This is a genomic window from Jeotgalicoccus nanhaiensis (assembly GCF_015235105.1).
Classification (GTDB): Bacteria; Bacillota; Bacilli; order Staphylococcales; family Salinicoccaceae; genus Jeotgalicoccus; species Jeotgalicoccus nanhaiensis.
In genome coordinates this window covers 401,036-419,140 of record NZ_JADGLW010000003.1, presented here as the reverse complement: position 1 = coordinate 419,140, position 18,105 = coordinate 401,036, and the positions used below count along the sequence as shown (strand labels likewise).

Here is an 18,105-nt window from a genome sequence, read left to right as displayed (position 1 = left end):
ATCATAACACTCACTCTGCTTTTAAAAGTTTACGCTTCTTCAGTTGTAACTGGAGCGCCTTCTACGAATTCGATAATTACAAGTTCAGCTCCGTCACCGCGACGAGCACCAAGTTTCTTAATGCTTGTGTAACCGCCTTGACGGTCTGCGAAACGTGGAGCGATGTCTTCAAATAATTTTTGAAGTGCATAACTTGTTGAACCATCTTCATTGATGATTTCTACGTTACGTACAGTTTGACCGGCACGTCTTTTCGATGCTAGGTCACCGCGTTTACCAAGTGTAACTAAACGGTCTGCAAGTTTACGTAATTCTTTAGCACGGTCTTCAGTAGTAGTGATGCGCTCACTTACTATTAGTGAAGTTGCTAAGTCGCGTAGCATTGCTTTTCTTTGGTCAGATGTACGTCCAAGTTTTCTGTAACCCATTATTTCTCCTCCTTTATGACTAGTCTTCTTTACGTAGACCTAAATCAAGGTCTTCAAGTTTAAATTTAACTTCTTCCAGTGACTTACGTCCCAGATTACGCACTTTCATCATATCAGCTTCTGTTTTATCAGTAAGTTCCTGAACAGAGTTAATACCAGCGCGTTTCAGACAGTTATAAGAACGTACTGATAAGTCAAGTTCTTCAATAGACATTTCAAGTACTTTCTCTTTCTGATCTTCTTCTTTTTCGATCATGATTTCAGCGTTTTGCGCTTCATCTGTAAGACCTACAAAGATGTTTAAATGTTCAGTGAGAATTTTAGCACCCAATGATACTGCTTCCTGAGGAGAGATTGAACCATCAGTCCAAACATCCAGAGTCAGCTTATCGAAGTTTGTACTTTGTCCTACACGTGTATTTTCAACAGTATAATTCGCACGTTCTATCGGTGTATAGATAGAGTCGATTGGAATTACACCAATTGGCATATCAGCTTTATTATTACCGTCTGCAAGAGTATATCCCCGACCGCGATCTGCTGTCATGCGTAATTTTAAGCTTCCGCCTTTAGATACTGTTGCAATCTTAAGGTCTCTGTTTAAAATTTCCACATCGCTGTCGTGAGTAATATCAGCTGCAGTAACTACACCTTCACCGCTAAAATCAATTTCCAAAGTTTTTTCTTCTTCGGAATATATTTTTAAAGCAAGGCTCTTCATGTTGGTAATAATTGTAGTCACGTCTTCAACAACGTTGTCAATTGTCGAAAACTCATGAAGTACATTTTCTATTTCAATCGTCTTAACTGCCGCACCTGGTAATGATGATAACAGAATGCGACGCAAGGAGTTCCCAAGTGTTGTCCCATAACCTCTCTCTAAAGGTTCTACAACAAACTTACCAAACTTAGAATCTTCCGATACCTCTACTGTCTCAATTCTAGGTTTCTCGATTTCGATCATGTGTAACATATCCTCCCTTTAAACGCCGAAAATATTAGAAAATAATATTGTTCCCAACTACTTAAGCGATTTATTATTTTTTATACACGACGGCGTTTAGGCGGACGGCAGCCATTGTGTGGAACTGGAGTTACATCTTTGATAGCTGTAATTTCAAGTCCAGCTGACTGAAGCGCACGGATAGCTGCTTCACGTCCGGCACCAGGACCTTTAACTGTAACTTCTACAGTTTTAAGACCATGTTCCATCGCTGCTTTAGAAGCAGTTTCAGAAGCCATTTGTGCAGCGAAAGGAGTAGATTTCTTAGAACCTTTAAACCCTAATGCACCAGCAGATGACCATGAAAGAGCATTACCGAACTCGTCAGTAATTGTTACGATAGTGTTGTTAAAAGTTGAACGGATGTGTGCCACACCTGCTTCGACATTCTTTTTCACTCTACGTTTACGTGATTGTTGTTTGCGAGCCATTATTTATCCTCCTTTACTTTAGTAACTATTTATTTCTTCTTGTTCGCTACTGTTTTAATTGGACCTTTACGAGTTCTTGCGTTGTTCTTAGTTTTTTGACCGTTAACCGGTAAACCGCGACGGTGACGCATTCCCTTGTAAGAACCGATTTCCATTAGACGTTTAACGTTTAAGTTTGTTTCACGGCGTAAGTCACCTTCGACTTTATACGCATCTACTACTTCACGAATTTTGTTTAATTCATCTTCAGTAAGATCTTTAACTCTAGTATTTTCATCAACTGATGCTTTAGCTAAAATTTCGCTAGCGCGTGCTGGTCCAATACCGAAAACATATGTTAAAGAAATTACAACACGTTTGTCACGTGGTACGTCAACTCCTGCAATACGAGCCATATCTTTGCACCTCCAAATTAAATATTAACCTTGTTTTTGCTTGTGTTTAGGGTTTTCACAAATTACCATTACTTTTCCTTTTCTGCGGATAACTTTACATTTTTCACAGATAGGTTTTACTGATGGTCTTACTTTCATGTTTTTTACCTCCTTAGAATATGGAGTCTCTTATTTAAAACGATAAGTGATTCTGCCACGTGTTAAGTCATAAGGTGACATCTCAACTGTTACTTTATCACCAGGAAGTATGCGTATATAGTTCATACGAATTTTACCTGATACATGAGCTAATATCTCATGACCATTTTCTAATTCTACTTTGAACATTGCATTTGGTAAAGTATCAAGCACTGTACCTTCCAGTTCAATTACATCTTGTTTACTCACTTCTTTTCCTCCTTATACAGCATTTCAATTCCTTTATAGAAATTTGCTCTAGGTGACGACTCACTTCGTCTAATAACGACTCTCTCGTATACATATAGACATAGCAACATTCACCTAAATTGCTGCAAGGTGAACATTTCTATAAGCCATTAAGAATTTCATCGACTTCTTCGAAAACTTCTTCTATATCTTTTGAGCCATCTACTGTAGCTAGAACTCCAAGACTTTTATAGAAATCTAAAAGTGGTGCTGTCTGTTTGATGTTGACTTCCAGACGGTTTTGCACTGTTTCCGGATTATCATCTTCGCGCTGGTATAATTTACCGCCGTCTAAGTCACAGATACCCTCTGTCTTAGGCGGATTAAACACGAGGTGGTAAGTCGCACCGCAAGTTTCGCAGATGCGCCGGCCAGTCAGTCTGTTCATCAGTTCTTCTTCAGGCACTTCAACATATATAGTTTTATCGATTTGAGTGCCGAGCTCTGACATGATGCTGTTCAATGCTTCAGCCTGTTCAACGGTTCTAGGGAAACCGTCAAGCAGGAAACCATCTTTTGCATCACTTTGAGAGAGACGCTCTTTTACGATACCAACTGTTACTTCGTCAGGAACAAGTTCTCCCTGATCCATAAACGCCTTGGCCTGTCTTCCGAGATCCGTCTCGTTTTTAATTGCAAGACGGAACATATCTCCTGTGGAAATATGGGGAATCGAGTATTTTTTGATTATTTTCGCAGCTTGAGTACCTTTACCTGCACCAGGCAAACCCATAATAATAATATTCATTATTTTGTTTCCTCCTACTTATCTACGCTTTCTAAATCCGCGGTATTCTCTCTGGTTAGCCTGAGCTTCCAATTGTTTCATCGTTTCAAGGGCGACCCCGATAACGATCAGCAAGCTCGTTCCCCCAATTTGAATTGCCTGCGGCAAGTCCATAAACTTCGTAATTAAGAGTGGTAAAATTGCAATTCCTGCAAGGAACAGAGAACCTACAAATACTAATCTGTATAAAACAGAAGTAATATAGTCCTGTGTATTTTTACCTGGGCGGATACCGGGAATGTAGCTGCCCTGTTTTTTCAGGTTGTCAGCCATTTTCTCAGGATTCACCTGTACAAATGAATAGAAGTAAGCAAATGCGATAATCAGGACAACATAGACAATCATGCCTATCCAGTCAGACGGATCGGCAAAACGGGCTACCGTTTGTGCCCAGTCCGCATCCGGGAAGAATAATGTCAGTGTTTGAGGCATCATCAGAAATGCCATTGCAAAAATTACCGGGATAACCCCTGCCGGGTTAACTTTCAGCGGTAAAAATGTCGATTGCGGCGCCAGTTGTGATCCAGGTGTTCTCTGTCCTTTTGCATATTGCACTGGAATCTTACGAATCGCCTGTAAGATAAACACTGCAAACGCAGTCAGAAGAATAAGGAATATTACAATGCCGGCAATTTGGAGCACTGCCATTGTAGTATCCGCATTACCTGTGAATCTTGACTGATAAAGCTGAATCAATGCACCTGGAAGTGCACCGAGGATACCAGCAAAGATAATGATTGAAATACCATTACCGACACCATGTGCAGTGATCTGCTCACCAAGCCACATAAGAAATGCTGTACCCGTAGTTAAAATTAAAGCAATAAGCAGATAAGATCCGACATTATTGTCATCGATAAGGTTGCCGCCAAACATCTGGTTAAATGCAAATGACATACCGATAGCTTGGATAAATGCTAAAACGATCGTGAAATACCTAGTGAATTGAGCAAGTTTACGTCTTCCGACTTCACCTTGTCTTGCCCATTCAGCAAACTTTGGAACTACATCCATTTGAAGCAGCTGCGTCACAATTGAAGCCGTGATGTACGGCATTATTCCCATCGCAAGGATAGAGAAGTTCATGAGTGCTCCGCCGCCAAATGTGTTCATTAAATCTAAAACTCCGCTCCCGGAAGCACCAGTGTCAAATACGCTGGGGTCTACACCGGGAACCGGAATATATGTGCCGATTTTAAAGATAACTAGCATTGCCAAAGTAAACAGTATCTTGTTACGTATTTCTTTAATTTTAAAGAAATTCGATATCGTTCCGATCATTAGATCACCTCATGAGTTCCGCCCTGTTGCTCAATCGCTTCTACAGCTGAACTAGAAAATTTGTGCGCTTTAATCGTCAACTTCTTCTCTAAGTTACCGTTGCCTAAAATCTTAATTCCAGATTTTTCGTTTTTAACAATCCCTGATTCTATTAAAAGTTCAGGCGTTACTTCTGTACCATTGTCAAAACGGTTTAACGCACTAACATTTACAACTGCGTAATCTTTACGGTTGATGTTTGTGAATCCGCGTTTTGGAATACTACGGAAAAGCGGTAATTGACCACCTTCGAAAGTAAGACCAATTTTACCGCCAGAACGTGACTTCTGTCCGTCATGACCGCGACCGGATGTTTTACCGTTACCTGATGACATACCGCGTCCAACTCTGTTACGTTTGTTACGCGCGCCTTCAACTGGTTTAAGTTCGTGTAATTTCATCTTCGCACCTCCTACATTATTTTATCATTAATTCTCTTCGACTGTAACTAAATGACTGACTTTTGCAAGCTGTCCTCTTAACTGAGGAGTATCTTCCTGCTCAACAGTCTGGTGCATTTTTCTAAGGCCTAATGCTCTAACTGTTTCTCTTTGTGTTTCTGGTTTCCCAATAACACTTTTAGTGAGGGTAACTTTCACTTTTGCCATTGACTATTCCCTCCTTAGTTTAGAATCTCTTCTACAGTTTTATCTCTGAGTTTTGCAACTTCGTTAACATCTTTAAGTTCAGTTAAACCTAACATTGTAGCGCGAACTACGTTAATTGGTGTGTTAGCGCCAAGTGACTTACTTAAGATATCTGTGACACCAGCTAACTCAAGTACGGCACGGACAGGTCCGCCCGCGATAACCCCTGTACCAGGAGCAGCAGGTTTCATTAATACGTTACCTGATGAGAATCGTCCAATTACTTCATGAGGTACAGTACCATTGACAATCGGTACTTCGATTAGATTTTTCTTAGCAGCTTCGATTGCTTTTTTAATAGCTTCCGGAACTTCCTGTGCTTTCCCAGTACCGAAACCTACACGTCCTTTTCTGTCTCCAACTACTACTAAAGCTGAGAAACGGAAACGGCGACCACCTTTAACTACTTTAGCGATACGGTTGATCGTTACAACGCGTTCTTCAAATTCTTGTACTTCTCTTTCTCTTCTTTGAGCCATGAAATATGTCCCTCCTTTATATTAGAAATCAAGTCCGTTTTCACGAGCTGCGTCTGCTAATGCTTTAACGCGTCCATGATATAAATATCCACCACGGTCAAATACTACTTTCTCGATGCCTTTATCTTTTGCACGGTTAGCAATAAGAGTTCCGACTTCTTTAGCAGCTTCTACGTTAGAGCCTGATTCGCCTTTGAATTCAGTGTCTTTAGTAGACGCGCTTGCAAGTGTAATTTGCGCAGTGTCATCAATTAATTGAGCATAGATATGCTTGTTTGAACGGTAAACATTTAAACGTGGTCTTTCAGACGTACCTGAAAGTAAGTTACGCACGCGACCATGTCTCTTTTGACGTACTTTATTCTTGTCAATTTTCGCGATCATTGATGTTCACTCCTCACTTATTTATTATTTACCAGTTTTACCTTCTTTTTGGCGAACGTTTTCACCTTTATAGCGAATACCTTTACCTTTGTATGGCTCTGGCGGACGTACTTGGCGGATTTTAGAAGCTAATGCTCCAACTTCCTCTTTATTAATACCTTCAATTTTAATGTTAGTATTACCGTCAACTGTGATTGAAAGATCTCCAGCTGATTCGAATTCTACCGGGTGTGATAAACCAACGCTGAGCGTTAATTTATTACCTTGCATTTGAGCACGGTAACCAACCCCGATAAGTTCTAATTCTTTAACGAAACCTTTTGATACACCCTCAACCATGTTATTGATAAGTGCACGAGTTGTTCCGTGAACTGTACGGTGTTCTTTAGATTCACTTGGGCGAACTACTTCTAAAGTAGTGTCTTCAAGATTATATGCCATTTCTTCATTAAATGTGTTTACCAGTTCACCTTTAGGGCCTTTTACTGTAATAGTATTGTCCTTAATGTCAACTGTAACATCATTTGGAATGTCAATAAGACGTTTACCTACACGACTCATTACTTTGCACCTCCTGTTTTATTAATTACCAAACGTATGCGAGAACTTCCCCGCCGAGATTTCTTTTACGTGCTTCTTTATCAGTAAGCACACCTTCTGATGTTGAGATAAGAGCAATTCCAAGACCGTTAAGTACTCTCGGTAACTCTTCTCTTTTAGCATAAACACGAAGTCCAGGTTTAGAAATACGTTTCAAACCAGTGATAACGCGTTCGTTTTCGTTGCTGTATTTCATGAATACACGGATGATGCCTTGCTTATCGTCCTCGATGTATTCTACATTTTTTACAAAACCTTCTGTTTTCAAAATTCCAGCGATTTCCTTTTTCATGTTTGAAGCAGGAATCTCTAAAGTTTCATGTCTAACAATGTTCGCATTTCTAATGCGTGTTAGCATATCTGCAATTGGATCTGACACTGTCATTTAAGTTGCCTCCTTTCGATTAATGAATCTTACCAGCTTGCTTTTCTTACACCAGGAATTTGCCCTTTGTAAGCAAGTTCACGGAAACAGATACGGCAAAGCTTGAATTTACGTAGTACTGAGTGTGGTCTTCCACATCTTTCACAGCGAGTATATTCTCTAACTTTGAATTTTTGTTCTTTTTGCTGTTTAGCAATCATTGATTTTTTAGCCACTATATTGCCTCCTTATTACTTACTTTTGGAACGGCATACCGAATTGTGTAAGCAGTTCACGAGCTTCTTCGTCCGTGTTTGCTGTCGTTACAATAACGATATCCATACCGCGCACTTTTGATACTTTATCGTAATCAATTTCCGGGAAGATTAATTGTTCTTTAACACCTAATGTGTAGTTACCGCGGCCATCGAATGCTTTCTTCGAAATACCTCTGAAGTCTCTTACACGTGGTAATGAAACTGAGATAAGTTTGTCCAGGAATTCATACATTCTTTCTCCGCGAAGTGTAACTTTCGCACCGATAGGCATACCTTCACGTAAACGGAATGTAGCGACTGATTTTTTAGCTTTAGTAACAATTGGTTTTTGACCTGTAATAGCACTTAATTCCTCAACTGCTGTGTCGAGTACTTTTGCGTTTTGTACAGCGTCACCGATACCCATGTTTACTACGATTTTATCAATCTTTGGTGCCTGCATTACTGAAGAATAATTAAATTTATTTACGAGTTCTTGTTTAATTGTTTCATTGTATTTATCTTTTAAGCGAGCCATTAATGGGACCTCCTTCCGTTTAAATCTTATTTGATCTCTTTACCTGATTTAACAGCGATTTTCACTTTTTTACCATCTTTGATTTCATGACGGACACGAGTGCGTTCACCTGATTCAGGATCTACATGCATGACGTTGGAAACATGAATCGGAGCTTCTACCTCTAGAATCCCGCCTTCCGGGTTCATTTGAGATGGCTTCTGATGTTTCTTAATTACGTTGACATTTTCGATAACGACACGATTATCTGCAGGAATTGCTTTTAGTACAGTTCCTTTTTTACCTTTGTCCTTACCGCTTATTACAACGACCTGGTCACCTGTTTTTACGTGCATAGTTGTCGCACCTCCTTCGGTTTTGGTTATAGTACTTCTGGTGCTAATGAGATAATCTTCATGAAGTTTCCTTCGCGAAGTTCACGAGCAACTGGTCCGAAAATACGCGTACCTCTTGGACCTTTATCATCAGTATCACGGATGATTACGCATGCGTTCTCATCGAATTTAATATATGAACCATCTTCACGACGGACACCTGTTTTTGTTCTGACGATGACGGCTTTAACAACCTCACCTTTTTTGACAACCCCACCTGGTGTTGCATTCTTAACACTTGCAACGATTACATCACCGATGTTCGCAGTTTTACGGCCTGTTCCGCCTAAAACTTTAATAGTTAGCACTTCACGTGCACCTGAGTTGTCAGCTACCTTCAAACGGCTCTCTGACTGAATCATGCGTGATTCCCTCCTTCTGTTTCAAATATTTTATATAATTACAGATTCTTTAACGATCTCAACTAGACGGAATCGTTTAGTCGCAGATAATGGACGTGTTTCTTCAATTCTTACAATGTCGCCCATTTTCGCAGTGTTATTTTCATCATGTGTTTTATATTTCTTAGAATATTTAACACGTTTTCCGATGATCGGGTGCTTAGTGTAAGTTTCAACAAGTACCGTTACAGTCTTATCCATCTTGTCGGATACGACGCGGCCCTGGTAAACCTTGCGTTCGTTTTTTCTTTCCACGATTTGAACCTCCTCTAATTATTGATTCGCTTGTGCTTCTTCAATCTCTCTCTGGCGAACCGTCGTTTTCATTCTAGCGATAGTCTTTCTAACTTCTTTGATACGAGCAGTGTTTTCTAGCTGACCTGTAGCTAGCTGAAAGCGCAGATTGAAAAGTTCTTCTTTCAATTCTTTAACATTAGATTCAATTTCGGAATTCGTTAAATCACGGATTTCTTTAGCTTTCATTCGTATCACCACCTAATTCTTCACGTTTTACTACTTTCGTTTTTAATGGAAGTTTATGACTTGCAAGACGAAGAGCTTCTTTCGCTACTTCTTCTTCAACACCCGCAACTTCAAACATAACGCGGCCTGGTTTAACAACTGCAATCCAGCCTTCAATTGCACCTTTACCAGAACCCATACGTACTTCTAATGGTTTCTTTGTATATGGCGTGTGCGGGAAGATGTTGATCCATACTTTACCGCCACGTTTCATGTAACGTGTCATTGCAATACGTGCTGCTTCGATTTGTCTTGCAGTAATCCAAGACGTTGTTGTAGCCTGCAGTCCGTATTCGCCAAAGCTTACTTGATTTCCGCCTTTTGAACGTCCTTTAGTGTCTGGACGGTGCTGACGACGGTATTTAACTCTTTTTGGTAATAACATTCCAAATTTCCTCCTTACTATTTATTATTCTTTGTAGGAAGAACTTCTCCACGGTAGATCCATACCTTGACACCTAACTTACCGTAAGTAGTGTCTGCTTCTTCGTGAGCATAATCGATGTCTGCACGAAGTGTATGAAGTGGAACTGTTCCTTCATTGTAACCTTCAGCACGAGCGATGTCGGCACCGCCTAAACGTCCTGATACTTGTGTTCTGATACCTTTAGCGCCTGATTTAATAGCTCTTTGAAGCGCTTGTTTTTGTGCTCTACGGAAAGATACACGGTTTTCTAGCTGACGCGCAATATTTTCTGCTACAAGTTTAGCATCCATATCCACTTTCTTAATTTCAATAACGTTGATATGAACCTTCTTGCCAGTTAAGTTAGTCAGTGCAGTACGGAGTTTGTTAATTTCACTACCGCCTTTACCAATTACCATACCTGGTTTACCTGTGTGCAGTGCAATGTTTACACGGTTTGCTGCACGTTCGATTTCCACTTTGGAAATTGATGCATCTTTAAGATTAGTCTCGATATATTCACGAACTTTTAAGTCTTCGTGTAACAGGCTTGCAAAGTTTTTATCTGCATACCATTTTGCTTCCCAGTCACGAATGACACCTACACGAAACCCAATTGGATTTATCTTTTGGCCCAAGTTAATTCCCTCCTTATATAATTAAGCGTTCTCTGTCTCTTGGTTTTCTTCAGTTTCAACTTCTGTTTCATTTGCATATTCTTCAACAACTACTGTGATATGGCTCGTACGCTTGTTGATTTTAGTAGCACGGCCCTGGGCACGTGGACGGAATCTTTTCAGCGTTGGACCTTCGTCTGCATAAATTTCTGAAATGTACAGGTTGTCGATATCCATATCGTAGTTGTGTTCTGCGTTAGCAACAGCAGATTTAACTAATTTCTCCACTACCGGTGAAGATCTCTTGTTTGTAAGTTTTAGAATTGAAATCGCTTCTCCAACTTCTTTACCTCTGACAAGGTCAAGAATAAGGCGTACTTTACGCGGAGCGATTCTCACAGTTTTAGCAACAGCTTTCGATTGCATGAGTCTTTCCTCCTTTATCGCATATGGTTAGTTATTTATCTTTTTGTTTTCTGATCGTTTCCGTGACCTCTGAAAGTTCTAGTAGGTGCAAATTCACCCAGTTTGTGGCCAACCATATCTTCTGTGATGTACACAGGTACATGTTTGCGTCCGTCGTATACAGCGATTGTGTGTCCGATGAAATTCGGGAAAACCGTTGAACGGCGTGACCATGTTTTAATTACACTTTTTTTACTACCTTCGTTCTGAGCCTCTACTTTTTTCATGAGGTGATCATCGACGAAAGGTCCTTTTTTAAGACTGCGTGCCATGTAGGCGCCTCCTTCCAATAATGCGTGCGGATTTTATCCGCACACTTACATTACTTATTTCTTACGTCCTCTTACTATGAACTTAGTCGAACGGTTTTTGCCTCTGCGAGTTTTCTTACCGAGAGTTGGTTTGCCCCAAGGTGAAACTGGAGATGGCATACCGATTGGCGCTTTACCTTCACCACCACCGTGAGGGTGATCGTTAGGGTTCATTACCGAACCGCGTACTGTAGGGCGTTTACCTTTCCATCTAGAGCGTCCGGCTTTACCAATGTTGATAAGTTCGTGCTGCTCGTTACCAACTTGTCCGATTGTCGCTCTGCATGTAAGGAGAACCATACGTACTTCGCCGGAAGCTAATCTTACCAGCGCGTATTTACCTTCTTTACCTAACAGCTGTGCACCTGTACCTGCTGAACGAGACATCTGTCCGCCGGCACCCGGTTTTAATTCGATATTGTGGATTGTAGTACCAACCGGGATATCAGCTAATGCTAATGCGTTCCCTGTTTTGATATCTGCTTCAGGCCCACTCATGATTACTGCTCCAACTGTCATGCCTTTAGGTGCTAAGATATATCTCTTTTCACCATCTGCATATGATACTAACGCGATGTTAGCTGAACGGTTTGGATCGTATTCAATAGTTTTTACTGTTGCAGGAACCCCGTCTTTATTACGTTTAAAATCAATGACTCTGTATTGACGTTTGTGTCCACCTGCTTGGTGACGTACAGTGATTTTACCCTGGTTATTACGTCCCGCTCTTTTCGGCAGCGGCTGTAATAATGAACGTTCCGGAGTTGTTGAAGTAATTTCAGCAAAGTCCGAACCAGTCATATTACGACGACCATTCGTGGTAGGCTTATATTTCTTAATTGCCATCCTCGTTATACCTCCTTATTGGTATCTATTATTAATTAGAAGATTTCGATTGAACCTTCTTTAAGTTTTACAATCGCTTTTCTTCTTCTGTTTGTGTAGCCTTCGTAACGGCCCATGCGTTTTTTCTTAGGCTTAACATTCATAATGTTTACTTTGTCTACTTTAACGTCGAAAATTTCTTCAATTGCGTGTTTAACTTGAGTTTTGTTCGCTCTCACATCTACATCAAATGTGTATTTGTCTTCTGACATTAAGTCAGCAGAACGCTCAGTGATTACTGGGCGCTTGATAATGTCGCGTGCATCCATTATACAAGTACCTCCTCTGCTTTTTTGATTGCTCCCTCAGTGAAGATCACATGGTTAGCAGAAAGGATATCTAGTACGTTAAGACCAGCTGGAGTCAACACGGTAACACCTGGGATGTTACGCGCTGATTTTTCAACGATTTCGTCTTTATTTTCAAGTACAAGAAGTACTTTCTTAGCCGCACCAAGGTTTTCAAGAACTGTTAAGAATTCTTTAGTTTTTGGCGCTTCCATTTCAAGGTGGTCAATCACTTGTAGTGCTTCTTCATTCACTTTCGCTGAAAGTGCTGAACGAAGTGCAAGTTTCCTCATTTTCTTCGGCATGCTGAAGCTGTATGATCTTGGAGTCGGTCCGAATACAACGCCGCCTCCGCGGAACTGCGGTGCACGGATTGTACCTTGTCGTGCGTTACCTGTTCCTTTTTGTTTAAACGGCTTTCTTCCGCCGCCGCGTACAGCTGAGCGGTTTTTCACTGCATGTGTCCCTTGTCTAAGAGATGCACGCTGTAAGTGAACTGCTTCAAACAGTACATGCTGGTTCGGTTCGATTCCGAATACATCCTGGTTTAGTTCGATAGAACTTACTTTAGTTCCTTCTTTTGATAAAACATCGATTGCCATGTGTTTATCCTCCCTTCCTTATTACTTGTTACCTTTTTTAATTGATGATGAAATTTTTACAAAACCTTTTTTAGGTCCTGGTACGTTGCCTTTAATAAGAACAACATTTTTGTCTGCGTCAACACGTACGATTTCTAAGTTTTGCATAGTAATCGTTTTACCACCCATTTGTCCAGGTAATTTTTTACCTTTGAACACTCTTGACGGGCTCGCTGCCATAGCCATGGCACCTGATCCTCTGTGGTAACGTGAACCGTGACTCATTGGTCCGCGGCTGAAATTGTGTCGTTTGATAGAACCCTGGAAACCTTTACCTTTTGAAGTTCCTGTTACGTCTACAAAATCGCCTGCAGCAAATGTATCTACAGTGACTTCTTGACCTACGTCAAATTCCTCTGTGTTTACGTTCTTGAATTCGCGTATGAAGCGCTTAGGAGCAGCACCAGATGCTTTAGCATGGCCTGCCTCTGCTTTGTTGGCATATTTATTGCTTCTGCCTTTTGCGTTATAATCGCGTTTGTCATCAAATCCGATTTGAATCGCGTTATATCCGTCTGTTTCTTCAGTTTTCTTTTGAACTACTACGTTTCCTGCAGCTTCAACTACTGTTACAGGGATTAGCTCTCCGTTTTCACCGAAAACTTGAGTCATCCCAATTTTTCTACCTAAGATTCCTTTGGTCATCGAAAGTCGCACCTCCTATAATTTATAACTTGATTTCGATGTCTACGCCTGATGGTAAGTTTAAGCCCATTAGAGCATCAACTGTTTTAGGTGTAGGGTTTAAAATGTCGATAAGACGTTTGTGCGTACGCTGTTCAAACTGTTCACGTGAATCTTTGTATTTGTGCACCGCACGAATAACTGTGTAAATAGTTTTCTCAGTCGGTAACGGAATCGGTCCTGATACATCTGCACCTGAACGTTTTGCCGTTTCAACGATTTTCTCTGCTGATTGATCCAGCACTCTGTGGTCGTACGCTTTTAAGCGAATACGAATTTTTTGCTTTGCCATTATTTATACCTCCTTATGGTCGTCATCCTATTAATGGTAGACTATCTCCGCGAAAATTTTCTCGCACATCAGCCATGGCAATGCGGCCGGGTGTGTCAGTAACCTCTCGCTTCATCGATGTGTGATGTGCATTGGATCAGCACTTCACGTATACAGGACACATTGGTGTCCGCTTAAGTCCAACGTTAGATATGATACAGCAAAAGAGTGAGGAAATCAATAGATATCTAAAGATTTCTTCACTCTTTTTAAAGTTTTTTTATTTTCCTATTATATATGCATCAGTTCTGATATTAATTAATGAATATGAAGTATAAAATAAATACTATAAATAAACCGTACATGATTGGATTAATTTCTTTTCTTTTTCCTGCCATAATCATCGTGATCGGATAGAAGATAAATCCGACAGCGATACCGGTCGCAATACTGTAAGTGAGCGGCATCATAAATACAGTCAGGAATGCAGGGACTGCGACTTCAAATCTGCCCCAGCTTATCTTAGATAAATTCGATGCCATTAAAATTCCTACTATTATAAGTGCAGGCGCTGTCACTTCAGAAGTAAATGTCACAATCAGCGGTGAAAAAAATATTGCTGATAAGAATAACAGTCCGGTGACCACCGAAGCAAATCCGCTCCGTGCGCCAGCTGCTACTCCGGCAGTAGACTCTACATATGAAGTAGTTGTAGATGTTCCGAAAATCGCTCCTGTAATCGTGGCAAATGCATCTGCGAGAAGCGCTTTACCAGCCCGCGGGAGTTTGTTGTCTTTAATAAGGTTGGCTTGTGACGCTACTCCTACGAGTGTTCCTGCAGTATCAAAGAAATCCACAAACAGGAATGTCAGCACTACAATTAGAAACTGCACATTAAATATTGTATCAAAGTCCATCAGACCTTCAAACGCCGCACCAAATGTCGGTGCAACACTTGGCACAGAGCCAACAATTGCAGACGGCAGCGGAACAATCCCTGTCATAATACCGAGAAGTGCAGTAGCAATCATACCGATAAAAATTGCAGCCGGCACTTTTTTAGTCATTAGAATAACGGTAATAACGAGTCCTGCAAAAGTCAGCAGCACACCGCCGCTTTGAACATCGCCGAGGCTGATTAATGTCGCATCATCTCCTGCGATAATACCTGAGGACTGAAGTCCAACGAATGTAATAAAGAATCCGATACCGGCACTGACCGCCATTTTCATTTCCATCGGAATGGCATTAATTATGTATTCGCGAAGTCCGGTCAATGTCAGCAGTACGAATATTACTCCGGAGAAGAGAACGCCGGTCAAAGCAGTCTGCCATGGAATACCCATCGTCAGCACAACTGTAAAAGCGAAGAACGCGTTCAGCCCCATGCCCGGTGCTAAAGCGATGGGATACTTCGCAATAACGCCCATAAAAAGACAGCCGACAAAAGCGGCAAGACACGTTGCCACGAAGACGGCATTAATATCCATCTTCATTTCATCGGGTACACCCTCTATACCCTGCAGTGACAAAATTGAAGGGTTTACTGCAAGAATGTAAGCCATCGACAGAAACGTCGTCAGTCCCCCGATAATTTCCTTTTTAAAATTAGTGTCCAGTTCATCGAATCCAAAAAACTTTTTCATAACAAACTCCAATCATATAATGATTATTTAAATTGTATAATCTTCGGATCATCGTAACCGATAAAACGAATCAGCAGTTCCCTTGTATAAGGGAAAAACATTTCGATAATTCTGCCGTAAAAAAGCACAATCAGCACCGTACCAATAAATACCGGTCCGCCAAGTATAAGGCCAAGTACAGCAACTGTAAGCTCCATTAAAAACCGCGCTCTCGCCATTCTTAAATTAAACTTCATGACCAGCACCATCATTAGCGAATCTCTCGGTCCCGCTCCTAAATTCGGTGTCATGTAAAAAGCCGAACCAAAGGCTGCAATAAATACACCCGCTGTAAAAAATAGTGCCTGTGCCGGCCAGGCTTCCGCATCCGGCAGTATCCAGACAAAAAAGTCGATGAATGCACCGATCGTTACCAGATTGACGTAAACTCCTCCTTTAGGAAGAGCTTTTAAAATCAGCGAAGTTGCAATAACTATTCCAATGCCGACGATAACCGACCAGCTTCCGAATGTCAGTCCGAGTGATTGCCACAGGCCAAAATGCAGTACATCCCAGGGAGACAGCCCCATAACGAAACCTTTGACCTGCATCGCTACACCGACCGATAATATGATTAAACCCGCAAAGTAAAACAGGCAACGCTTAATAAAGCTGTGCGACAAATTATCACTCCTATGTATAATAAGCATAAATTTTACCAGTTGGATTAAATCTCAAATACAAGTATATTATACACCTTTTTTTATATTAATCCATGCTAAAACCGTACATTTACATTTTTTTTAACGTTAACGTTTGTCTAAAATTTATTGCTTTCTCATCACAATTAGAACTCCACTTTTATGATATGATATTAATTAAGTTTAGGTGGTGGTAAAAATGGATTTGGAAAGCAAATTGCAGGAGTTAAAGTATGAATATGTTCACCTTCAGGGTGATTTGGAAAAAATTGAGTCAACTGGTCATCCAACTGCGAAAATGACTGACCGTCTTCACGACCTCGAACAGCAAATTAAAGAAGTTCGCCAGGCGCTAAAAAATAAGTAATTTCAGGACGTGTATATAATGAAACGAATGATTACCCTGATTATGATCATTCAATTTTTAATCTATTTCGGATTCAGTATGATTATCCCCGTCATTCCCGAACTTGTGAATCAGCTCGGTGTCAATACGATACATATGGGGCTGCTGCTTGCAGTTTATTCACTTGCAAGTTTTCTTTCGGCACCGTTCTTCGGGCGGCTGTCGGATAAAGTCGGCAGACGTCCGCTTCTGCTCGGAGGGCTCGCTGCTTTTGCACTCAGCTTTTTAATTTTCGGTTTATTCATCGATAATTTAACCGTACTGTATATAAGCAGAATTATTGGGGGTGCCGCTTCAGGCGCACTTTATACCGCCACAACGAGCATGGTTGCAGATATTACAACTCGTGAAGAGCGTACAAAATACATGGGCCTTGTCGGTATGTGCATTGGTCTCGGCTTTATTTTCGGCCCGGGTGTCGGAGGAATTCTCGCCGGCATCTCTTTAAGTTTTGCCTACTACATGACGACAATCGTGATTACCGGCGCCTTGATTTTCAGCTTCTTTAAAGTCTCTGAAACATATCGTCAGTCAACACAGCAGGCACCGAAGAAAATTACCCTCGCCGCTGATTACTTCACGCAGCCGATTGGCATACTGATGATCGGCACTTTTTTCGTAATGTTTTTCATGAGCGGGATGGAAAGTACTTTCCAGCTGCTCGGACAGGACCGCATTGATATTACACCGACAGAAATGGGTGTACTGTTTTTCATCGGCGGAATATTCAATGCGCTGACTCAAGGAGTGTATATAAGAAAGCTGAAGGACGGCCAGGAGAAAAAAGCAATGGTTGCCGGACAAATTATGGCAGTTATTGCCTTTATCATGCTGCCGTTTATGACCGGACTTGTCTACGCAGGAATCTGTATTGTGCTGCTTATGACAGGCAACGCACTCGCAAAAACATTAATGACATCACAGATTACGAAAGAAGCATCTGCCCATGATATGGGACGCGTTACAGCAACGACATATTCTCTCGACAGTCTCGGTAGAATATGCGGGCCGCTTATATTTAACGCACTGTTCTTAGTATCTGCCGGCCTGCCGTTTTATTTCGGTGCGCTGATGACTGTGCTGTCTACACATTTTATTTTTCAATATTATAGAAAACGAGGGAGAGCCGCATGACCTTACTAACGCTCCTCATGCTTTTAATTTATATCGTTATCAGTGCTGCTACCATTTTAAATATGCGGTCGCGCGTTCTTGACGTTGCACGTTATATTTCCGGCGCTGCATTTTTAATGATGACAATTACATTCAGTCTGTCACTGACCAGCCCGGATATTTTTATCGTACTGGCACTTTCTTTATGTATTGTTCTGTCAGTTGAAATTACAGCTTTTAAAGAATCAAAAGGCGACCGCGAAAATTTATTTTTAGTTCATGCCTTTACGCTGACGATGGCGCTTGTACTTATAATAATACTGCTCACGCTGTAAGG

Annotated in this window: 34 protein-coding genes; 3 read left to right on the top strand and 31 right to left on the bottom strand. The window is 41.0% G+C overall.

What is annotated here, in order from left to right; all coding sequences use genetic code 11:
* Positions 1-29: 29 nt before the first annotated feature.
* From rplQ to IR135_RS06550, 31 genes are all read right to left on the bottom strand, one after another.
* Positions 30-428 (bottom strand): 50S ribosomal protein L17, encoded by a 399-nt coding sequence (gene rplQ, locus IR135_RS06700; protein ID WP_115884831.1) that lies wholly within the window; start codon positions 426-428, stop codon positions 30-32.
* A 19-nt stretch (positions 429-447) separates the two neighbouring features.
* On the bottom strand, positions 448-1,392 hold the full coding sequence (locus IR135_RS06695) for a DNA-directed RNA polymerase subunit alpha (RefSeq protein WP_135097893.1): 945 nt from the start codon (positions 1,390-1,392) through the stop codon (positions 448-450).
* Between the two features lie 80 nt (positions 1,393-1,472).
* Positions 1,473-1,862, bottom strand: a complete 390-nt coding sequence (rpsK, locus tag IR135_RS06690; RefSeq protein WP_035809663.1) for a 30S ribosomal protein S11 — start codon at positions 1,860-1,862, stop codon at positions 1,473-1,475.
* Between the two features lie 29 nt (positions 1,863-1,891).
* Positions 1,892-2,257, bottom strand: coding sequence for a 30S ribosomal protein S13 (rpsM, locus tag IR135_RS06685; RefSeq protein WP_135097891.1), 366 nt, complete (start codon positions 2,255-2,257; stop codon positions 1,892-1,894).
* Between the two features lie 24 nt (positions 2,258-2,281).
* Positions 2,282-2,395: a 50S ribosomal protein L36 gene (gene rpmJ / locus IR135_RS06680; protein WP_003156543.1), complete on the bottom strand. Its 114-nt coding sequence runs from the start codon at positions 2,393-2,395 to the stop codon at positions 2,282-2,284.
* 30 nt (positions 2,396-2,425) lie between these two features.
* A complete protein-coding gene (infA, locus tag IR135_RS06675) occupies positions 2,426-2,644 on the bottom strand; it encodes a translation initiation factor IF-1 (protein WP_017547668.1) in 219 nt (72 codons plus the stop codon).
* A gap of 139 nt (positions 2,645-2,783) precedes the next feature.
* Positions 2,784-3,431 carry an adenylate kinase gene (locus IR135_RS06670; protein WP_115884834.1) on the bottom strand — a complete coding sequence of 216 codons (648 nt, stop codon included), beginning with the start codon at positions 3,429-3,431 and terminating at the stop codon, positions 2,784-2,786.
* Positions 3,432-3,449: 18 nt separating this feature from the next.
* Complete coding sequence (gene secY / locus IR135_RS06665) at positions 3,450-4,751, bottom strand: preprotein translocase subunit SecY (RefSeq protein ID WP_135097889.1); 1,302 nt, start codon at positions 4,749-4,751, stop codon at positions 3,450-3,452.
* Complete coding sequence (rplO, locus tag IR135_RS06660) at positions 4,751-5,191, bottom strand: 50S ribosomal protein L15 (protein WP_135097887.1); 441 nt, start codon at positions 5,189-5,191, stop codon at positions 4,751-4,753. The genes secY and rplO overlap by 1 nt, the downstream gene beginning before the upstream one ends.
* 27 nt (positions 5,192-5,218) lie before the next feature.
* Positions 5,219-5,398 carry a 50S ribosomal protein L30 gene (gene rpmD, locus IR135_RS06655; RefSeq protein WP_135097885.1) on the bottom strand — a complete coding sequence of 60 codons (180 nt, stop codon included), beginning with the start codon at positions 5,396-5,398 and terminating at the stop codon, positions 5,219-5,221.
* A gap of 14 nt (positions 5,399-5,412) precedes the next feature.
* On the bottom strand, positions 5,413-5,916 hold the full coding sequence (rpsE, locus tag IR135_RS06650) for a 30S ribosomal protein S5 (RefSeq protein WP_135097883.1): 504 nt from the start codon (positions 5,914-5,916) through the stop codon (positions 5,413-5,415).
* A 21-nt stretch (positions 5,917-5,937) separates the two neighbouring features.
* On the bottom strand, positions 5,938-6,300 hold the full coding sequence (rplR, locus tag IR135_RS06645) for a 50S ribosomal protein L18 (RefSeq protein WP_115884839.1): 363 nt from the start codon (positions 6,298-6,300) through the stop codon (positions 5,938-5,940).
* Between the two features lie 24 nt (positions 6,301-6,324).
* Positions 6,325-6,861, bottom strand: a complete 537-nt coding sequence (gene rplF / locus IR135_RS06640) for a 50S ribosomal protein L6 (RefSeq protein WP_135097881.1) — start codon at positions 6,859-6,861, stop codon at positions 6,325-6,327.
* A 25-nt stretch (positions 6,862-6,886) separates the two neighbouring features.
* Complete coding sequence (gene rpsH, locus IR135_RS06635) at positions 6,887-7,285, bottom strand: 30S ribosomal protein S8 (RefSeq protein WP_092595632.1); 399 nt, start codon at positions 7,283-7,285, stop codon at positions 6,887-6,889.
* A gap of 29 nt (positions 7,286-7,314) precedes the next feature.
* Positions 7,315-7,500 carry a type Z 30S ribosomal protein S14 gene (locus IR135_RS06630; RefSeq protein WP_026859096.1) on the bottom strand — a complete coding sequence of 62 codons (186 nt, stop codon included), beginning with the start codon at positions 7,498-7,500 and terminating at the stop codon, positions 7,315-7,317.
* Positions 7,501-7,519: 19 nt separating this feature from the next.
* Positions 7,520-8,059, bottom strand: a complete 540-nt coding sequence (gene rplE / locus IR135_RS06625) for a 50S ribosomal protein L5 (RefSeq protein ID WP_135097879.1) — start codon at positions 8,057-8,059, stop codon at positions 7,520-7,522.
* Between the two features lie 26 nt (positions 8,060-8,085).
* Positions 8,086-8,394 (bottom strand): 50S ribosomal protein L24, encoded by a 309-nt coding sequence (rplX, locus tag IR135_RS06620; RefSeq protein ID WP_115884842.1) that lies wholly within the window; start codon positions 8,392-8,394, stop codon positions 8,086-8,088.
* A 26-nt stretch (positions 8,395-8,420) separates the two neighbouring features.
* Complete coding sequence (gene rplN, locus IR135_RS06615; RefSeq protein ID WP_115884843.1) at positions 8,421-8,795, bottom strand: 50S ribosomal protein L14; 375 nt, start codon at positions 8,793-8,795, stop codon at positions 8,421-8,423.
* A gap of 30 nt (positions 8,796-8,825) precedes the next feature.
* Positions 8,826-9,089 carry a 30S ribosomal protein S17 gene (gene rpsQ, locus IR135_RS06610; RefSeq protein WP_115884844.1) on the bottom strand — a complete coding sequence of 88 codons (264 nt, stop codon included), beginning with the start codon at positions 9,087-9,089 and terminating at the stop codon, positions 8,826-8,828.
* Between the two features lie 18 nt (positions 9,090-9,107).
* Positions 9,108-9,317, bottom strand: coding sequence for a 50S ribosomal protein L29 (gene rpmC, locus IR135_RS06605; protein WP_026859101.1), 210 nt, complete (start codon positions 9,315-9,317; stop codon positions 9,108-9,110).
* Positions 9,307-9,741: a 50S ribosomal protein L16 gene (gene rplP, locus IR135_RS06600; protein WP_115884845.1), complete on the bottom strand. Its 435-nt coding sequence runs from the start codon at positions 9,739-9,741 to the stop codon at positions 9,307-9,309. Before rplP ends, rpmC begins: the two co-directional genes overlap by 11 nt.
* 17 nt (positions 9,742-9,758) lie before the next feature.
* Positions 9,759-10,400, bottom strand: coding sequence for a 30S ribosomal protein S3 (gene rpsC / locus IR135_RS06595; protein WP_135097877.1), 642 nt, complete (start codon positions 10,398-10,400; stop codon positions 9,759-9,761).
* A gap of 21 nt (positions 10,401-10,421) precedes the next feature.
* Positions 10,422-10,805, bottom strand: a complete 384-nt coding sequence (rplV, locus tag IR135_RS06590) for a 50S ribosomal protein L22 (protein WP_115884847.1) — start codon at positions 10,803-10,805, stop codon at positions 10,422-10,424.
* 35 nt (positions 10,806-10,840) lie between these two features.
* Positions 10,841-11,116, bottom strand: a complete 276-nt coding sequence (gene rpsS, locus IR135_RS06585; protein WP_092595648.1) for a 30S ribosomal protein S19 — start codon at positions 11,114-11,116, stop codon at positions 10,841-10,843.
* Between the two features lie 54 nt (positions 11,117-11,170).
* On the bottom strand, positions 11,171-12,001 hold the full coding sequence (gene rplB / locus IR135_RS06580; protein WP_135097875.1) for a 50S ribosomal protein L2: 831 nt from the start codon (positions 11,999-12,001) through the stop codon (positions 11,171-11,173).
* A 35-nt stretch (positions 12,002-12,036) separates the two neighbouring features.
* Positions 12,037-12,309, bottom strand: a complete 273-nt coding sequence (gene rplW / locus IR135_RS06575) for a 50S ribosomal protein L23 (RefSeq protein ID WP_115884849.1) — start codon at positions 12,307-12,309, stop codon at positions 12,037-12,039.
* A complete protein-coding gene (gene rplD, locus IR135_RS06570) occupies positions 12,309-12,929 on the bottom strand; it encodes a 50S ribosomal protein L4 (RefSeq protein ID WP_115884850.1) in 621 nt (206 codons plus the stop codon). Before rplD ends, rplW begins: the two co-directional genes overlap by 1 nt.
* Positions 12,930-12,950: 21 nt before the next feature.
* Complete coding sequence (rplC, locus tag IR135_RS06565) at positions 12,951-13,613, bottom strand: 50S ribosomal protein L3 (protein ID WP_115884851.1); 663 nt, start codon at positions 13,611-13,613, stop codon at positions 12,951-12,953.
* Positions 13,614-13,635: 22 nt separating this feature from the next.
* Positions 13,636-13,944: a 30S ribosomal protein S10 gene (rpsJ, locus tag IR135_RS06560; RefSeq protein WP_026859110.1), complete on the bottom strand. Its 309-nt coding sequence runs from the start codon at positions 13,942-13,944 to the stop codon at positions 13,636-13,638.
* 293 nt (positions 13,945-14,237) lie between these two features.
* A complete protein-coding gene (locus IR135_RS06555) occupies positions 14,238-15,569 on the bottom strand; it encodes an NCS2 family permease (protein WP_135097873.1) in 1,332 nt (443 codons plus the stop codon).
* A 23-nt stretch (positions 15,570-15,592) separates the two neighbouring features.
* Positions 15,593-16,231 carry a YczE/YyaS/YitT family protein gene (locus IR135_RS06550; RefSeq protein WP_228063447.1) on the bottom strand — a complete coding sequence of 213 codons (639 nt, stop codon included), beginning with the start codon at positions 16,229-16,231 and terminating at the stop codon, positions 15,593-15,595.
* 217 nt (positions 16,232-16,448) lie between these two features.
* On the opposite strand from IR135_RS06550, the gene IR135_RS06545 reads away from it, so the two are divergent.
* The 3 genes from IR135_RS06545 to mspA are packed head-to-tail and all read left to right on the top strand — an operon-like array spanning position 16,449 to position 18,103.
* On the top strand, positions 16,449-16,616 hold the full coding sequence (locus tag IR135_RS06545) for an SE1832 family protein (protein WP_162842284.1): 168 nt from the start codon (positions 16,449-16,451) through the stop codon (positions 16,614-16,616).
* Positions 16,617-16,634: 18 nt separating this feature from the next.
* Positions 16,635-17,789 carry an MFS transporter gene (locus IR135_RS06540; RefSeq protein WP_135097869.1) on the top strand — a complete coding sequence of 385 codons (1,155 nt, stop codon included), beginning with the start codon at positions 16,635-16,637 and terminating at the stop codon, positions 17,787-17,789.
* Positions 17,786-18,103: a membrane stabilizing protein MspA gene (gene mspA / locus IR135_RS06535; RefSeq protein ID WP_115884855.1), complete on the top strand. Its 318-nt coding sequence runs from the start codon at positions 17,786-17,788 to the stop codon at positions 18,101-18,103. Before IR135_RS06540 ends, mspA begins: the two co-directional genes overlap by 4 nt.
* Positions 18,104-18,105 lie beyond the last annotated feature (2 nt).

Excerpts from the sequence above, each read along its gene's own strand:
- rplQ (WP_115884831.1), bottom strand. The coding sequence starts at position 428 with ATGGGTTACAGAAAACTTGGACGTACATCTGACCAAAGAAAAGCAATG.
- IR135_RS06695 (WP_135097893.1), bottom strand. The coding sequence starts at position 1,392 with ATGATCGAAATCGAGAAACCTAGAATTGAGACAGTAGAGGTATCGGAA.
- rpsK (WP_035809663.1), bottom strand. The coding sequence starts at position 1,862 with ATGGCTCGCAAACAACAATCACGTAAACGTAGAGTGAAAAAGAATGTC.
- rpsM (WP_135097891.1), bottom strand. The coding sequence starts at position 2,257 with ATGGCTCGTATTGCAGGAGTTGACGTACCACGTGACAAACGTGTTGTA.
- rpmJ (WP_003156543.1), bottom strand. The coding sequence starts at position 2,395 with ATGAAAGTAAGACCATCAGTAAAACCTATCTGTGAAAAATGTAAAGTT.
- IR135_RS06670 (WP_115884834.1), bottom strand. The coding sequence starts at position 3,431 with ATGAATATTATTATTATGGGTTTGCCTGGTGCAGGTAAAGGTACTCAA.
- secY (WP_135097889.1), bottom strand. The coding sequence starts at position 4,751 with ATGATCGGAACGATATCGAATTTCTTTAAAATTAAAGAAATACGTAAC.
- rplO (WP_135097887.1), bottom strand. The coding sequence starts at position 5,191 with ATGAAATTACACGAACTTAAACCAGTTGAAGGCGCGCGTAACAAACGT.
- rpmD (WP_135097885.1), bottom strand. The coding sequence starts at position 5,398 with ATGGCAAAAGTGAAAGTTACCCTCACTAAAAGTGTTATTGGGAAACCA.
- rpsE (WP_135097883.1), bottom strand. The coding sequence starts at position 5,916 with ATGGCTCAAAGAAGAGAAAGAGAAGTACAAGAATTTGAAGAACGCGTT.
- rplR (WP_115884839.1), bottom strand. The coding sequence starts at position 6,300 with ATGATCGCGAAAATTGACAAGAATAAAGTACGTCAAAAGAGACATGGT.
- rplF (WP_135097881.1), bottom strand. The coding sequence starts at position 6,861 with ATGAGTCGTGTAGGTAAACGTCTTATTGACATTCCAAATGATGTTACA.
- rpsH (WP_092595632.1), bottom strand. The coding sequence starts at position 7,285 with ATGACAGTGTCAGATCCAATTGCAGATATGCTAACACGCATTAGAAAT.
- rplE (WP_135097879.1), bottom strand. The coding sequence starts at position 8,059 with ATGGCTCGCTTAAAAGATAAATACAATGAAACAATTAAACAAGAACTC.
- rplX (WP_115884842.1), bottom strand. The coding sequence starts at position 8,394 with ATGCACGTAAAAACAGGTGACCAGGTCGTTGTAATAAGCGGTAAGGAC.
- rplN (WP_115884843.1), bottom strand. The coding sequence starts at position 8,795 with ATGATTCAGTCAGAGAGCCGTTTGAAGGTAGCTGACAACTCAGGTGCA.
- rpmC (WP_026859101.1), bottom strand. The coding sequence starts at position 9,317 with ATGAAAGCTAAAGAAATCCGTGATTTAACGAATTCCGAAATTGAATCT.
- rplP (WP_115884845.1), bottom strand. The coding sequence starts at position 9,741 with ATGTTATTACCAAAAAGAGTTAAATACCGTCGTCAGCACCGTCCAGAC.
- rplV (WP_115884847.1), bottom strand. The coding sequence starts at position 10,805 with ATGCAATCGAAAGCTGTTGCTAAAACTGTGAGAATCGCTCCGCGTAAA.
- rpsS (WP_092595648.1), bottom strand. The coding sequence starts at position 11,116 with ATGGCACGCAGTCTTAAAAAAGGACCTTTCGTCGATGATCACCTCATG.
- rplB (WP_135097875.1), bottom strand. The coding sequence starts at position 12,001 with ATGGCAATTAAGAAATATAAGCCTACCACGAATGGTCGTCGTAATATG.
- rplW (WP_115884849.1), bottom strand. The coding sequence starts at position 12,309 with ATGGATGCACGCGACATTATCAAGCGCCCAGTAATCACTGAGCGTTCT.
- rplD (WP_115884850.1), bottom strand. The coding sequence starts at position 12,929 with ATGGCAATCGATGTTTTATCAAAAGAAGGAACTAAAGTAAGTTCTATC.
- rplC (WP_115884851.1), bottom strand. The coding sequence starts at position 13,613 with ATGACCAAAGGAATCTTAGGTAGAAAAATTGGGATGACTCAAGTTTTC.
- rpsJ (WP_026859110.1), bottom strand. The coding sequence starts at position 13,944 with ATGGCAAAGCAAAAAATTCGTATTCGCTTAAAAGCGTACGACCACAGA.
- IR135_RS06555 (WP_135097873.1), bottom strand. The coding sequence starts at position 15,569 with ATGAAAAAGTTTTTTGGATTCGATGAACTGGACACTAATTTTAAAAAG.
- IR135_RS06545 (WP_162842284.1), top strand. The coding sequence starts at position 16,449 with ATGGATTTGGAAAGCAAATTGCAGGAGTTAAAGTATGAATATGTTCAC.
- IR135_RS06540 (WP_135097869.1), top strand. The coding sequence starts at position 16,635 with ATGAAACGAATGATTACCCTGATTATGATCATTCAATTTTTAATCTAT.
- mspA (WP_115884855.1), top strand. The coding sequence starts at position 17,786 with ATGACCTTACTAACGCTCCTCATGCTTTTAATTTATATCGTTATCAGT.